Annotated in this window: 13 protein-coding genes; 7 read left to right on the plus strand and 6 right to left on the minus strand. The window is 60.5% G+C overall.

Annotated elements, in window-relative coordinates:
- The first annotated feature begins 18 nt into the window (after positions 1-18).
- The 3 genes from AC1UK9_RS23725 to AC1UK9_RS23735 all read left to right on the plus strand — a co-directional run bounded on the left by AC1UK9_RS23725 (position 19) and on the right by AC1UK9_RS23735 (position 3,711).
- On the plus strand, positions 19-1,713 hold the full coding sequence (locus tag AC1UK9_RS23725; protein WP_482578621.1) for an acid phosphatase: 1,695 nt from the start codon (positions 19-21) through the stop codon (positions 1,711-1,713).
- 119 nt (positions 1,714-1,832) lie between these two features.
- A complete protein-coding gene (locus AC1UK9_RS23730; protein ID WP_482578622.1) occupies positions 1,833-3,014 on the plus strand; it encodes a hypothetical protein in 1,182 nt (393 codons plus the stop codon).
- A gap of 181 nt (positions 3,015-3,195) precedes the next feature.
- Positions 3,196-3,711 carry an SET domain-containing protein-lysine N-methyltransferase gene (locus AC1UK9_RS23735; protein ID WP_025109376.1) on the plus strand — a complete coding sequence of 172 codons (516 nt, stop codon included), beginning with the start codon at positions 3,196-3,198 and terminating at the stop codon, positions 3,709-3,711.
- A 6-nt stretch (positions 3,712-3,717) separates the two neighbouring features.
- On the opposite strand, the gene can is transcribed toward AC1UK9_RS23735, so the two are convergent.
- Positions 3,718-4,362, minus strand: a complete 645-nt coding sequence (gene can, locus AC1UK9_RS23740) for a carbonate dehydratase (protein WP_003228196.1) — start codon at positions 4,360-4,362, stop codon at positions 3,718-3,720.
- A gap of 141 nt (positions 4,363-4,503) precedes the next feature.
- Here can and AC1UK9_RS23745 point away from each other — a divergent pair, with 141 nt between their 5' ends.
- Positions 4,504-4,908 (plus strand): serine kinase/phosphatase, encoded by a 405-nt coding sequence (locus AC1UK9_RS23745; protein WP_473013593.1) that lies wholly within the window; start codon positions 4,504-4,506, stop codon positions 4,906-4,908.
- Positions 4,909-5,016: 108 nt separating this feature from the next.
- Here the strand turns inward: AC1UK9_RS23745 and rimI are convergent, their stop codons facing one another.
- Positions 5,017-5,469, minus strand: coding sequence for a ribosomal protein S18-alanine N-acetyltransferase (gene rimI, locus AC1UK9_RS23750; protein ID WP_025109378.1), 453 nt, complete (start codon positions 5,467-5,469; stop codon positions 5,017-5,019).
- On the minus strand, positions 5,462-6,208 hold the full coding sequence (locus AC1UK9_RS23755; protein ID WP_025109379.1) for a hypothetical protein: 747 nt from the start codon (positions 6,206-6,208) through the stop codon (positions 5,462-5,464). The genes rimI and AC1UK9_RS23755 overlap by 8 nt, the downstream gene beginning before the upstream one ends.
- Before the next feature lie 220 nt (positions 6,209-6,428).
- Here AC1UK9_RS23755 and mksB point away from each other — a divergent pair, with 220 nt between their 5' ends.
- From mksB to mksF, 3 genes are read left to right on the plus strand one after another with little or no spacing between them, the layout of a single operon-like run.
- Positions 6,429-7,709 carry an Mks condensin complex protein MksB gene (mksB, locus tag AC1UK9_RS23760; protein ID WP_482578623.1) on the plus strand — a complete coding sequence of 427 codons (1,281 nt, stop codon included), beginning with the start codon at positions 6,429-6,431 and terminating at the stop codon, positions 7,707-7,709.
- A complete protein-coding gene (gene mksE, locus AC1UK9_RS23765) occupies positions 7,699-8,400 on the plus strand; it encodes an Mks condensin complex protein MksE (protein WP_473013595.1) in 702 nt (233 codons plus the stop codon). The genes mksB and mksE overlap by 11 nt, the downstream gene beginning before the upstream one ends.
- The gene (gene mksF / locus AC1UK9_RS23770) at positions 8,397-11,237 is read left to right on the plus strand and encodes an Mks condensin complex protein MksF (protein ID WP_482578624.1); all 2,841 of its coding nucleotides are present in this window, start codon (positions 8,397-8,399) and stop codon (positions 11,235-11,237) included. Before mksE ends, mksF begins: the two co-directional genes overlap by 4 nt.
- 208 nt (positions 11,238-11,445) lie before the next feature.
- Here the strand turns inward: mksF and AC1UK9_RS23775 are convergent, their stop codons facing one another.
- From AC1UK9_RS23775 to AC1UK9_RS23785, 3 genes are read right to left on the minus strand one after another with little or no spacing between them, the layout of a single operon-like run.
- Entirely contained in the window at positions 11,446-13,749 is a 2,304-nt protein-coding gene (locus AC1UK9_RS23775) for a PqiB family protein (RefSeq protein ID WP_482578625.1), read from the minus strand.
- Entirely contained in the window at positions 13,742-14,365 is a 624-nt protein-coding gene (locus tag AC1UK9_RS23780) for a paraquat-inducible protein A (protein ID WP_473013598.1), read from the minus strand. The genes AC1UK9_RS23775 and AC1UK9_RS23780 overlap by 8 nt, the downstream gene beginning before the upstream one ends.
- Positions 14,352-15,011 carry a paraquat-inducible protein A gene (locus tag AC1UK9_RS23785; RefSeq protein WP_025109385.1) on the minus strand — a complete coding sequence of 220 codons (660 nt, stop codon included), beginning with the start codon at positions 15,009-15,011 and terminating at the stop codon, positions 14,352-14,354. Before AC1UK9_RS23785 ends, AC1UK9_RS23780 begins: the two co-directional genes overlap by 14 nt.
- Between the last annotated feature and the right edge of the window lie 77 nt (positions 15,012-15,088).

A 15,088-nucleotide genomic window follows, 5' to 3' on the forward strand; every position in this document is an offset into this window, starting at 1 on the left:
AGCAAAACGGGCTGACAGATGAGAGACGAAACAGACGGCACTGACGCACCTGAATCCGACAACCCCACCGACACCAGTCGCCGCCGCTTCCTCGGCGGAGTCGCTGTTCTGGGTGTGGGCGCCACGCTGGCTGGCTGCGGTAACGCCAGCGATCAGCCGGGCAAACCGGCCGAACGCCCGCTGACGCCGACCGAGCTGGACAAGGCCCTGCGTGACCAGGTGAAAACCGTGGTGGTGATCTACGCCGAGAACCGCAGCTTCAACAACCTGTTCGGTGATTTTCCCGGTGTCGAAAAGCCGCTGTCTGCCCTCAAGCCTGCCGATTATCAACAACGTGACCGCGACGGCAGCCTGCTGCAGGCTTTGCCGCCTGTCTGGGGCGGGGTGTTGCAGATCGGTCCGCAAACCCTCGATGGCGTGACCTACCCCAGCGCCACCCAGTTTCAGGAGAATCTGCCCAACGCGCCGTTCGCCCTCAAAGGCCCGAATGCCGAAGACTTGCCGTTCGGTCTGGTCACCCGCGATTTGTGGCACGTGTTCTATCAGAACCAGATGCAGATCAACGGCGGCAAGAACGACGGCTTCGTCGCGTGGGCCGACTCCGGCGGCCTGACCATGGGCCACTACGCCCAGAGCCGTTATTCCCTGCGTCTGTGGGACGTGGCCCGGGAGTTCGTGCTGTGCGACAACTTTTTCCAGGGTGCTTTCGGTGGCTCGTTCCTCAACCACCAATACCTGATCAGCGCCACCGCACCGTTCTATCCGGACGCAGCCAATTCGGTGGCCAAGAGTCAGATCGCCGCCCTGCAAAGTGCCGACCCGGCCGATCCGCGCCTGAAACCGCTGGAGCAATCGCCGGCCAGCGCCATGACCGGTCCGCCGCAGTTCGGCCCGAGCGCGCTGACCCCGGACGGTTTTGGTGTGAACACCCTCGCGCCACCGTACTGGCCGACGTGGATTCGTGATCCGGAGCGTCCGGAATACTCAAAAGCCGATCTGCCCAATGTGATGGTGCCGCAAACCCACGAGCACATCGGCGACAAGCTGTCGAAGAAGAGCATCGACTGGGCGTGGTACGCCGGTGCGTGGCAAGCGACGCTGGAGCAATACAAGGACTCGGGCGGCATTCCGAAGATTCCCAACTTTCAATATCACCACCAGCCGTTCAACTACTTCAAGCAGCAAGGCCCGGAGAACCCGCAGGAGCGCAGTAAACGCTTGCGCGATGCCGGCCTGGGGGACGAGTCGAGCACCAACAAATTCTTCGCCGATGCCGAGGCCGGCAAGCTGCCGGCGGTGAGTTTCTACAAACCCCAAGGCAACCTGAACATGCACGCCGGTTATGCCGACGTGGCTTCCGGCGACCGGCACATCGTCCGTGCCCTTAAGGTGCTGCGCGAAAGCCCGCAATGGAAAAACATGGTGGTGGTCGTCACCGTCGATGAAAACGGCGGCTGGTGGGATCACGTTGCACCGCCCAAAGGCGATCGCTGGGGGCCAGGGTCGCGGGTGCCGGCGCTGGTGGTGTCGCCGTTTGCCCGCAAAGGCACGGTGGATCACACGGTCTACGACACGGCGTCGATCCTGCGCCTGATCACTCGAGTGTTCCAGCTCGAAACCCTGGATGGTCTCAAGCAGCGTGACGAGGCGATGATCGCCCGCGGCCAGAAACCCATGGGCGACTTGACCAACGCTCTGCATTTCCAGGCCTGAAACCAAGCCCTGCGGGCTGACGCAAAAAACCGTGAATGACGGCTTCTCTGTGCACCACGGCTGATCCAATATGAAGCGCCCCGACATCACGGGGAACCCACGCTGAAAAGGATCTGAGCATGTTCAAACTCGCAGGACTTACCCCCACCGCACTGGCGCTCGCCGCGTTCACGCTGAGCGCGGCGGCCCACGCCGATGTCGACCTGAAACTGGGCAGCACCGAGCGCGTCACCCGTCTCTTCGCCTACCCCAACAATTGCAGCGTGATCTGCTATCGCAACTGGTCGCTGGAGCAAACCGTCGCCCACTACCTGAGCCAGAGCGTGCAACGCGACGGTTACGCCAATGCCAAGGTGTTGGTGAAGAACGATAACGGGCAGATCCATGTCGAAATCAGCGGCGTACCGAAAGGCTACGACAAGCCGCTGTCGGCACTGCTCGACGCCGGCGATCTGGCCTACAACGGCGCCAGCAAGCTCAACGCCGATGGCAAGTGGGCTTACAGCTGGTACCTGTTCCTGCCGCTGGGCATGGCCCTGGAAAATCGCAAGAGCGTCGAGCTGCTGCACTTCCCGCCGGACTATTCGCTGACCCAGGCTCAGGATTACCTGCGCTCGAACACCACCGACCGCTGGGCCACGCTGCTGACCGACAACGGCATCCCGGCTGATCAGACCCCGGCCTATCAAACCATCATCGACATCGCGCCGATCGCGGCGCCGTCCAATGCCGGCAGTGATCTGGAGGGGGTCTACGACTACTTCAAGGATTACCAGACCACACTGGTCAAGCAGTTCAGCCAGACCAGCGCCGGCACCACCCTGCCGATGGTCGCATTCGGCGCACCGGTGCGTAACTGGATCAAGCAGCAATACGGGCCGACTGTCGGCGTTTTGGGGCTGGCAACCATCAGCCCGAGCACCGGGGTGAATGTGCCGGTGCTGGGCTCGAACCATCCGAGCTACATCTGGTACGCCGCTGACCCGGCCAGCTACAACGGCGATGAAGCCAAGGCTGACGCCGCCGGGCTGAAGGTCATGGGCCAGGACTTGAGCGCGGCCTGCTGGCAGGCCGGGATGGGCAGCAAACCGAGCACCGACCCGAAAACCCTGCTCAACAGCTGCACGCAGACCTGGCAAGTGACGCAGAAGGTCAAGACCTGCGAGCTGTTCTACACCTCGATCCGCAACCTGACCCCGGAACAAGCGGCCGCGAAATGCTCGACCACGCCGATCAAGGCGCAGCTGCAACAGCTCAAGGGCGAGTTGCCGGCCACTGCGGTGCCTGCCCCCCACCTCTGATCTGCTGAAAAGGCTTCTCGTGTCAGTCAATGCTGACGCGGGAAGCAGCTCTTTTCGCCTGTCAGATCTGACAGTAGACGCTATGCGGCATTCGAGAAATGATTGGATCCAAACAACCGGGTTGCGGCACTGACAGGACGTCAGGCCACGCAAGTCACAACACTTGATGACAGGGAACGTTATGGGCAATCACGCACATCGGCACCACCTACCTCCCGATACGCCAGGCATCTACCCGTTCGCCAGGTTGCCCGTGCGCCTCGGCTTCCCTTCTACGCTCGATTTCGAAATCGTTCAGGATCAACAGGGGCACGCCGCAGTGGTGGCACGCCGGGAGTTCTTGCGCATCACCCGAATGTGCCGTATTTCCGGGCAACTGTTGCCCTATCGCTGTCGCCAGACCCGTCAGCTACTGACCGGGATCCATATCTATGACCCGCGCTTTTGCGGGCTGCTCGAACACGCCTGCGACCCGAATGTGTTCCTCGACATGAGCGAACTGTGGCTCTGGGCACTGCGCGATATTCACCCGGGAGAGCACCTGACCATCGACTTCGCCGCCACCGAAGATCGCCTGCTGCAGCAGTTTGCCTGTACCTGCGGCGGGCCACGCTGTCGAGGGTGGGTCACCGGTTACGATGACCCACCCAGTATCGAGGGCCAGCACTTCCTGCAGCGCTGGCGGCGTGCGCACTGATCGGTCTTACAACGCTCCGACGGGGCGTAGACGGTATTGCGGCGGCAGTTGCTCGAAACCGCTGATCGTGGTGTTCAGGCTTTTCCAGCGACCGTCCTTGATGCCATAGATGCAGCCGTGAATCGACAGACTCTGCCCACGATGCCAGGCGTTCTGGATGATGCTGGTGTGGGCAACGTTGGCCACTTGCTGGACGACGTTGAGTTCGCACAACCGGTCGACCTGTTCTTCTTCGGTTGGCAGCTTCGCCAGCTCTTCACGTTTTTCGTAGTACAGATCGCGGATCGAGCGCAGCCAGCCGTCGATCAGGCCGAACTGGCGATCCTGCATCGACGCGCGCACACCGCCGCAACCGTAGTGGCCGGTGACGAGGATGTGTTTGACCTTGAGTACGTCGACCGCGTACTGGATCACCGACAGGCAGTTGAGGTCGGTGTGCAGCACCACGTTGGCGACGTTGCGGTGTACGAACAGATCGCCCGGCAGCATGCCGACAATTTCGTTGGCCGGCACCCGCGCGTCGGAGCAGCCGATCCACAGGTACTCAGGGGTTTGCTGGCGCGCCAGCTTGGCGAAGAAATCCGGGTCTTCCTTGGTGATCGCGTCAGCCCAACGCTCGTTGTTATCAATCAGGTCTTGTAAGTCGTGCATGGTGTAAGGCCTCAAGAAAGATGCGCTGGTATGACAGACGACCGCACGTCGGGGTCACGCAAGAACCGCAGGTGTTTTTCTTTGGAATTCTCGTGTGCCCGGTGAGTCCACTCAGTAAGGCCCACAGTATGAGGAATTGCCATGACTGATTCACGACGTCCGTACGATGCGGTGCAACCGGAACCCATCGATGATAACGAAGACCGCATGGGCTCGGTGCATGAGCTGGATTTCGATGAGGACGAACCCAGCGCGAAAATCGGCGACGAGATTCCGGAGCGCGAACGCGAGCAACTGATGCCCGACGAGCGAGTGCGCGAGGCCGGGTTTACCGGCGCATCGACCGCTGACCATGAACCCACCGACGATGATATGAGCCCGGAAACGCTGATTCATGAAGACGGCGCCCGCGATGCCGAAGAGGCCGGAGAAGGCAATCAGGCAGATTGGGATTTGAGCATTGTCGACGAGGATGACATCGGCGGCGGCAATGGTCTGGATGAAGCGGAGCTGGCGCGGCGTGATCCGCTGGACGGCAACCGCTGATCTTCGCGGCCTGAGAGGCCGCCTTCGCGAGCAAGCCCGCTCCCACAGGGATTTGAGGCACAACTCAAATCCCTGTGGGAGCGGGCTTGCTCGCGAAGCTTTTAACGCTTAATCAACCAAGGTGCAGGCCATGACCACGGCATCTTCACGCCCGCCCACTGCCGGATAATAATCCCGACGCCGGCCAATCTCGTTGAAGCCATAGCGCTCATACAGCTTGAACGCCGCCGTATTGCTGTCACGCACTTCCAGAAAGCACTCTCGCGCCTGCGCCGCATAGGCCCGCGACATCAAGTGTTCGAGCAATGTCAGGCCCAGCCCGCGTCCTTGATTCTCCGGTTTGACCGTAATGTTCAGCAGGTGCGCCTCATCCAGAATGATCTGCACCACCCCGTGGCCGACCTGCTGCTGGCCTTCGAACATCAGCCAGATCTGGTACTTGCCCAGCCCGTCGAGAAAAATTCCGCGGGTCCAGGGGTGGCTGTACGCCGCGTATTCAATCTTCAATACCGCGTCCAGGTCCGCCTCGGTCATCGGGCGGAACGATACAGCTTCACTCATTCGATGGTTTCCAGCGCGCCATCAGCCGACGCATGGCTTGCCACACAGCGGCCTTGCGCTGTGGCTCTTCCATTAACAATTCCAGACCCGGAATGGCCCAGGCCAGGCCCAGGCCTTCAATCTGCAATTCACTGTTGAACGCTTCGGCGTCCGCTTCACCGGCAAAGCGCACTGCCGGCAGGCCGATCAGCCACAGGCAGGCGCAAGGCGCCGCTTCCATTTGTACCGAGAGGAAACCCTGCACGAAGTCGCGCGCGGCTTCCGGGCCTTGATCCATGGTGCCGCGGTTCAGCCACGGCCAGCGCACCGGCTCGCCGACGATTTGTGGCGCGTCCGGCAGACCGGCGGCACGCAGCATGTCTTTAAGCAGCAGATAGGCCGGATCGCGGCTCTGGAACGCTTCGCCTGTGGGTAACTCCACCAGCAGCAGGCAAGCCCCGGCCCGCAGCAATTGCAGGGCGAAACGCGGTGGTGGCACCGGCGCGGGCTTGACGACGACCGGCGCTTCTTCGACCTCCTCCACTGGCTTGGCGCCATTGCGGGTACTGGCGAGCGAGGGGCGCGGCACTTCGATTTTCGGCCGTTCTACCGGACGGGCGGCAGGTTGTACCGCCGCTTCGGCCTGCACAACCGGCATCACCGCGACCTCTGGCTCAGGCTCGGGCATGTCCAGCAGCTCGGGCCGCGACGGTGCGGCGAAAGGCAATTCGGTGCGCGGCAGCCAGTTGACCACCTGCATGGCGTTCAAATAGGCGCGGCGGCGGGACTCGATAAGCAAAGGTCGGCCACTTGTGGATAACTGAAAGTGCGCTGATTCTACCGCCCTTCGCTCAAGATCGCCCGTTGTTGATCGATAGACTTGACCTAAAGAAAGCGACAGCCCGTCCCCGAGAGTGAATCGCATCCTTCGTGATGCAGTACAATCGCGGCTTTTAATCGCCAACCAGCCGGCCATTCCGATGATCGAACCCAAGCGCGTCTTGCGCGCCCTCGCTGAACACTGGGCACTTCTGGAGCCACTGTGCGAGCACTTCGACCAAGGCACCCTGAGCCTCAACGAACTGCGCACGCAACTGGCCGCCCAACAACTGGACAGCACGCCGCAGGACATCACCAGCCTGCTCGACGTGTGGATTCGCCTCGATATTCTGATTCCTGTCGCGAAAAGCCCGAACCGTTTCGAGCTCAACGCACAGATTCACGACTTCCTCGCCTACCTGCGCCGTGAGCACCGCCTGGGCCTGTGCCTGGAGATTGAAGCCTACCTGCGCCACCTCGAACGTCTGGCCGGTTACATTCAGGACGCGTTTGACATTCGCGACGGCCATGACCTCGCCCGCCAGCTGCGCTTGCTCGACATGCGCGTGCGTGACGTGCTGAAAAAGCTCGATAACGACGAGCAGGCACTGGTGGCCGTGGCCGAACGCGCGAAGACCAGCGATCGACAGATTCCGCTGCGTCAGCGTTACGCCGAAGTGTTGGCGACGTGGGACGAATACGTCGAGCCGATGATCGATCTGGTGAACGCCGACGGCGCCTTCGAACAAGGCGTGCGCAAGGTTGAAACCGTGCTGCTGAAGATGCTCAGCGAACAGCAGCGTCTCGGCCATCTGGTCGATGACGACATGCTGCTGCGCACCCACGCGCGCATCCTCGAAATGCAGACCAGCGCCCAGTTGACTCTGCGTCATGCCCGCGAACTGCTGCTGCCGCTGCGTGAAGAAGCGCGCCGACACAACGCCGTGACCCGTGGTGCCGCGCTGGCGCTGGCGGCGATTCGCCGTAAAGGCATCGATGCCGTGCCGCAAGCGGCGATGCCACTGTTCACCCGGCCGCAAAGCACTTTCCTCGGCAGCGCCAGTCAGGTCGAAGCCTACGTCTACGCCCTGGCGCGCTTCGAGCCGAAACCGGCACGCTTCCCCAAGGCGCACAAGACGCAAAAAACCGGTGATGCCCCACGTGCGCCACGCACCGTGCGCGAGATGGTCGAGCGTTGCGAAGAGTCCTTGCCAATGCCGGATCTGATGACCTGGCTGCTGGAGCAGGAACCGGACGGCGCCACTGACGAATTGCTCTACTGGTTCTCGCGCCTGTCGCGGGAAAAACGCTTCAAGCGCGAGCGTCTGGAACGCCGCGAATACCACACTCACGAGCACCAGGTCAGCCTGCGCTCCTTCGCCCTGCTCTCGGCCAGCGACTCTGCCGCCGAGGATTCTGCGAGCATCCCCAATGCATCTTGATCTTTCCGAACTGTCGCAACTCGCACCGATCTTTCGCGAGTTGTTCAAGGGCTACCACGTCAGCCGCCGCGACCCGGAGCTGTACGCACAACTGTCGAACTTCCAGGATCAGTACCGCACGCTGTTCAAGGCGTTGGGGTTTGAACTGGTCTGCGACACCCGTGGTTTCTACTACTTCGTACCGGACATGGCCGCTGCGGCGGTGAACAAGACTGCCCAGCGTCTGGCGCTGTTCACGTTCATTCTCGTCGAGCATCTGGCCGACCAGGGCCGCGACCCGATCGCCGTGCTCGACGGCGGCAGCCTCGGTCGGGAAGAATTGCCATCGTTGCTGGAGAAATACCGCGACCTGTTCATCCAGGCCGAAGTGCAGACCGTTGAAGAACTCGAAGAAAAGATCATGCGCCGCATGACTCAGCTCGGTTTTGCCAGCGAAGAAAACGGCGTGTACCGCTTCCTGCCGCCGATGCACCGTTTCCTCGACGTCTGCCTGTCGGTGCAGCAAGACCGCGACCTGGCGGCCAGCGTGCACAGCGTTCTGCCGCTGCCGGCGCCGGTGCTGATCGACGAAGAAGCCGAAGCCAAATTCCTCGAAACCGACGATCCGCTTGATTTGTCCGAATTTGCAGAAGAAAGCGAAGAAGACGCACTGGCCCGCGCCATTGCCGAAGAACAGGAGTCCGACGCATGAGCCAGGAACGCTACGGCATCCGCCGCTTTGCCCTTTTGAACACCGCCGGTTACAGCCTCGGCCTGTTCCCGCTGGAAGAACCGCTGTCGGTCTATGGCGCGAACAACCTCGGTAAATCGGCGTCGATCAACGCCTTGCAGTTTCCGATTCTGGCGCGCATGTCGGACATGAGTTTCGGCAAGTACAGCCTGGAACAATCGCGGCGCTTCTACTTTGCGTCCGACACCAGTTACATCCTCGTCGAAGTGAATCTGCCGCACGGCCCGCACGTGATCGGCGTGGTCGGCCGCGGCCCGGGCGGTGGTTTCGGTCACCAGTTCTTCGCCTACGCCGGCAAGCTCGACTTGGCGCACTACCAGAAGAACGACACCTGCCTGCGTCAGAAAGAGCTGTTCAGCAACCTTGAGAAAGAAGGCCTGAAAGCCTACGAACTCAAGCCGGATGAACTGCGTCGTTTGCTGGTTGGCGGTCACACGTCGATCCCGCTCGACCTGACCCTGATCCCGCTGCGCTCCACCAGCGAGCAAAGCCTGAAGACCTTCCGCGCGCTGTTCATCAACCTGTTGCACATGCGCGAAATCACCGCAGCCAAACTGAAACAGTTGTTCCTCGATGCCTTCGAACACAGCCTGCGTTCCGGCAGCGTCGATTACATTGCGGCATGCGAAGAAGCCTTCCGCGACGTGCGCCGGATGGAGCAGGACTACAACTCGCTGGTCGCGGCCGGCCCCTTGGTTGAAGCCTTGGCCAACGGCGTGAAACAGCGCGACGTGCTGCGTGGCAAACTGCATCGCCTGTCGCCGCTGCTCGATTCGCTGCTTGGCACTTGGTCGGACTACGCCAGTGCGCGCAAGGAAGAGCTGACGATTCAGGCTGACCATTACCGTGGCGAGCAGGACAGCCTGCAAAACGATCAGCGCGGCGGCACCCAGGAATTGATGCGCCTTGAGCGGGAAATTTCCGGTATCCAGCGCTGGCTCGGTGAGTTGTCGGTACTGAAGAACCGCTTCGCGCTGGTCGATGACGTCAAAGTGCTGGAGCAACAATTGCTCGCGGCCAAGGACGCCCACGACGAACTGGCGGGTGCCCTGGCGCAATCGCGGCAGTTCAGCGCCGAGGATCTGGAAGAGCGCGTGCGCGATCTGGAAAAACGCCTGAAGTCGGTGAAGCAGCAACTCGATCACGCCGACAACAACAGCTACGCTCGTCTGCGCGAAGAGTTCTCGCAGCAAGACGTCGAGCGTCTGATGCGTCTGTTCAACAGCGCGCTGTTCAGCCTGCCGCTGGGCGAACACGGCATCACCCTCGACGATGATGGCGAGTGGGTGAAATCGGTCGAGCTGATCCTTGATGGCTTCAAGGGTGAACGTTTCGAAGTACCGGGCCTGTCGATCGACATCTCGCACATCGAGCCGCCGGCTCTGCAGGCGTTGGCCGACCGCGCGGCATTGCGCGATCAGAAAGAGCGTCTGGAAAAAGAACTCAAGCAGCTGAAAACCCAACAGGCTGTAGCCGCCGACCGCGCTGCGAGCAAGACCCAGACCGAAGCGCTGTACCAGCAAGTGCTGGACGCGCAGAAAGCGCTGGAAGACTTCCGTCGCACTCAGACCCTGAGCGCCGAGGAAGGCGACAAGCTCGAACAACTGGCGCAGATGGAAGGCGCGCAGGATGAACTCAAGCGCTCCAGCGATGCGTTCACTGAGCGCGTCCAGCAACTGTCGGCCAAGCTGCAACTGGTCGGCCGGCAGATCGCCGACATGGAAGCCAAGCAACGCACCCTCGACGACGCCTTGCGCCGCCGTCAGTTGCTGCCGGCGGATCTGCCGTTCGGCACGCCGTTCATGGATCCGGTCGACGACTCGATGGACAACCTGCTGCCGCTGCTCAACGACTATCAGGACAGCTGGCAGGGCCTGCTGCGCGCCGACGGTCAGATTGAAGCGCTGTACGCGCAAGTGCGCCTCAAAGGTGTGGCCAAGTTTGACAGCGAAGACGATATGGAGCGCCGTCTGACACTGCTGATCAACGCGTACGCGCACCGCACTGATGAAGCGCTGACCCTGGGCAAGGCCCGTCGTGCGGCGGTCACCGACATCGCGCGGACCCTGCGCAACATCCGCAGCGACTACGACAGCCTCGAGCATCAACTGGCGTTGTTCAACCGCGAGATCAACAAGCGTCAGGTGTCCAACCTGCAGAGTTTCCGCATCGTGCTCGCGCCGAACAAGGAAGCGCTCAAGCACATCGATCAGATCATCCACAGCGCCGGTCAGTACGAAGAAGGCGAAACCCTGTCGGTGTTCGATCTGAGCCAGAGTGCCGAGCAAGACAACAAGAACGAAGAGGCCAAGGAGTACCTGGCACGGCTGGTGGCGGCGAACCACAACCAGCTCGGTCTCAAGGACTTGTTCGAACTGGCGTTCGAGATCACCAAGGTCAACGGTCAGCCGGTGATCCACACCGACATCGACGGCGCGGCGTCCAACGGTACGACCATGACCATCAAGGCGCTGACCAACATGTACCTGTTGTTGCACTTGATGGATCGTGACCTGGCCGGTCGCGTGCGTCTGCCGTACTACCTCGACGAGGCGGCAGACATCGACGAGAAGAACCAGGCGGCACTGCTGGAAACCAGCCTGCAACTGGGCTTCGTGCCGATTCTGGCGAGTGTGAAGCCGCAGGTCTGCGCCAGTGTCGCCATCGACCTGGAAGGCGGCAGCGGCCCGGCGGGCATCTACATTGACGAGGCGGACTGGAAGTACATCCGTCGCCATGACGCGGTGAAAGCCAGCGTCAATGTTGAAGCGGATGAACCGGAGCTGGATGCGGTTTGATCGGCGTTAGCTGAAGGCAAAAAAAGGGCCGCGATCCAATTGGATCGCGGCCCTTTTTCATGGCTGGGATTTGTGTTGATGCCTTTCGCGAGCAGGCTCGCTCCCACAGGATTTCGGGCCGAACACAAATGTTGTGTGCACCACTCATCCACTGTGGGAGCGAGCTTGCTCGCGAAGGCGCCCTCAACGACGCCTCATATTTGCCGGATTATTTACCGAGTGGAATCTTCGGCGCCCAGCTCAGCCACTCATCCTCGAACTTGTCGAACAACGGGAACGTCTGCTCAGGCCGCGCCGGGTTGCCCATGCGTTCGCCATCCGGCGTGGCGAAGGCGATACCCCCTTGAATCGCCGTCTCCAGTGACTCCGTGCGTACCGTCACACCTTTGAACAGACCGATGTCAAAACCGACACCGCTGGTGTTCCAGAACCGCGTACCGCTGCGCACCAGCGGCGCGTATTTCGGCTCGATCAAAACGTGCACCAATACCCGGTCGGCAGTCTGCCCCAGTTCATAACCAGTGACCTTGCCTACGGTGATTTCACGGTAGGTCACCGGCACGCCAGGCTTGAGCGAACCACGACGGGCCGCACTCAACACCAGACTCAAACCGGCCTCCTGCCTGGACACCTCCGGTGGATTGGCCAGCGCGATGAAGTTCTTCTGCGGGCCGAGGTTCTTCGCCGCGGGTTGCACTTCCAGGTATTGCCCGGTGACCAGGGTTTCCAGATTCTGGGTTTTGATCAGACCCAACTCAGGCTTGACCACCCAGAACTGACTGCCAACCCGCGCAATGCGCTCCGGCACTTCAGTGATTCGCGCGGTGATCATGACCGATTGCAGATCATCGGTCAGATCGACGTCTTCAATCTTGCCGACATCCAGCCCTTTGAAACGAATCGGCGTGCCCGGACGCAACCCATCGGCGCGGTCGACCTTGATCGTCACCACGGTGCCTTTCTGATTGGCCTCGTCATGGTTGGCGAACAGACGGAAACGCGGAATACGCTTTTGCAACGGCGCCTTGGCTTGCGGTGTCTCGAACGCAATCCCGCCGGCCATCAGTGTCTGCAGTGATTCGCTCTTCACTTGAATCCCACCGGTCAGGCCACCGGTGAGGGTGATGCCGCTGACATTCCAGAAACGGGTCGACGCGTTGACCAGATTTTCGTACTCCTTCTCGATGTGGACGCCAATCACCAGTTGTTTTTTGGTTTTGGAGAACTGATAGCTCTGTACCGAGCCGACCTTGACCTGCTTGTACAGAATCGGGCTGCCGACTTCGATCGAACCCAGAACGTCGGTGAACAACACCAGATGCAGGCCCGGCGCGCGCAGATCCAGTGGCGGCGCCTTTGGCCGGGCCTCGAATTCGCGTTTCGGCGCGCCACCCTTGTCGCCGGGGCGTACGGCAATGTAGTTGCCTTTCACCAGTGCTTCGAGACCAGTGATCCCGGCCAGAGAAATCGACGGTTTGACCACCCAGAATTGCGTGCCATCGACCAGATAGTCTTCAGCCAGAGGGTCAAGAGTAAGCTCAGCCGTGGCGCTGTTCAGATCCGGATCGATTTTCAACGCTTTCAGGTTACCGACCTGAATGCCTTTGTACATGACCGGCGTACGGCCAGCCTGCAGGCCCTCGAAGTCGCTGAGTTTGACCTTCACCCGAATGCCGGCAGCGGCGGCGTCGAAGTCTTCATAGAGACGGAACGGCAGGCTTGGATCGGTAGGCGGACTGTCCTTGCGGTTCTCCGGCGTAGCGAAAGCGATACCGCCGGCGACGATGCTCGCCAGGGACTCGCTGCGTACTTTTACCCCAGACAGATTGGCGTCGATGCTGATGCCGCTGGCATTCCAGAAACGCGTGTGTTTGCGCACCAGTTTGGCGTAGGTCGGCTCGATGAACACTTTGAGTTCAACGGTGCTCTGGTCTTCGGAGAGCACGTAGCTTTTGATCTGCCCGACTTTGATCTGCTTGTAGAACACTGGACTGCCACGGTTCAGCGAGCCGAGGCGATCTGCCTTGATGGTCAGGTGCAGACCAGGCTTGGAATCCGACAGCGGCGGCTCTTCGGCCAGTGCCTTGAACTTGCGGGTCGGCTCGCCTTCACCCGGGCTGATGGCGACATAGTTGCCCGAGACCAAGGTTTCCAGGCCAGTGATACCGGCCAGTGTCACGCTCGGTTTCACCAGCCAGAAACGGGTGCTGGTCTTGAGGTATTGCTCGACGTCCTTATTCATCTCCACCGTGGCGATCACGCCTTTGGAGTTGCCTTCGTCATCGAGCTTCAGCGTCTTCACCTTACCGACCGACATGCCTTTGTACATGACCTCGGTTTTGTTGGCCTGGATGCCTTCACCGCTTTCGAAACGCACCTGAATCTCGATGCCGGTTTCGTTATAGGCACGCCAGCCCAGCCAGCCGCCGATGATCAGGGCAATCAAGGGCAGTACCCAAATCGCAGACCAGTTGGAGGCCGGTCGGGTTTTCGCTACAGGCAAATCAGTCATGGTCGTCGTCCGACTCCGTGTTATCCCAAATCAGTCGGGGATCGAAAGTTACTGCGGCAAGCATCGTCAGAATCACCACACTGGCGAAGGCGATGGCGCCAAGGTTGGCTTCGACACTGGCAAGCCGGCCGAAGTTGACGACCGCCACCAGAATGGCGATCACAAAGATATCGAGCATCGACCAGCGACCGATGAACTCGATGAAGCGGTACATCCAGATCCGCTGTCGTGCAGACAATGGCTGGCGTCGCTGCACCGAAAACAACAGCAGCGCGATACCTACCAGTTTAAAGGTCGGCACCAGGATGCTCGCGATAAACACCACGGCGGCGATTGGAATCATGCCGTGCTGCACCAACTGGATGACACCGGACATGATCGTGCTCGGATCACCCTGCCCCAGAGAACTGACGGTCATGATCGGCAGCACATTGGCCGGAATATAGATAATCGCCGCGGTGATCAGCAATGCCCAGGTTCGAGCCAGGCTATTCGGACGCCGGGCATGAACCATCGCCCCGCAGCGGGTGCAGGTTTGCTCTTCTGAGCCTTTTTCCTGCCTGTTCAACTCGTGACATTCAGCACAAATCAGAATGCCCGCATCAATCGCCCGCATGTGGGTCTTCTCCTGAGAGCGCCTGCCAGATCTGATGCGGTGACATCACCACTTCCAGCCAGACCTGAACCAACAACAAACCGACGAAACACGCAAGGCCAAGGCCGACAGTGATGGCCGCCATGTCTGCCAGTTTTACGATCGCCACCAATACGCCCATGAGATAAACCTCAAGCATTCCCCAGTCTTTGAGGTGGTGATAAATGCGATACAGGAGCAAACCATAGCTACGCCCGACGTTGAAACGGATCGTCAGCAATACGAATAACTGGCAGAGCAACTTGAGTAACGGAATCGCCATGCTGCAGAGAAACACAACGACGGAAACGCCGCGCATGTCGGTATTGAACAGCCCGACCACACCGCTCCAGACGGTGTCCTGCGACGACTGTCCGAGTACATTGAGCTGCATGATGGGTAAAAAGTTCGCGGGCACGAACAACAGCAATGCCGCGATGACCAGTGCCAAGCTGCGCTGCACCACGTTATGGCGGTGGGCATACAACTCGTAACCGCAGCGTGGACACAGGGCTTTCTCGCCGTGGGCAAGCTTGGGCTTGCGCATCAGCAGGTCGCACTCGTGACAGGCCACCAGGTCTTCCAGCGGTAAATCTGACAGCCCGGGGGCGTCAACCGACTCTGACATAAAGGCTCTGGCTCCGAAAAAGAAGGGGCTATTCTAGTGTTCTGATTCGAAAATAACTGTGCAAATTTGTTCGCAGG

Source organism: Pseudomonas sp. AK-TSAG1-1 (assembly GCF_056821665.1).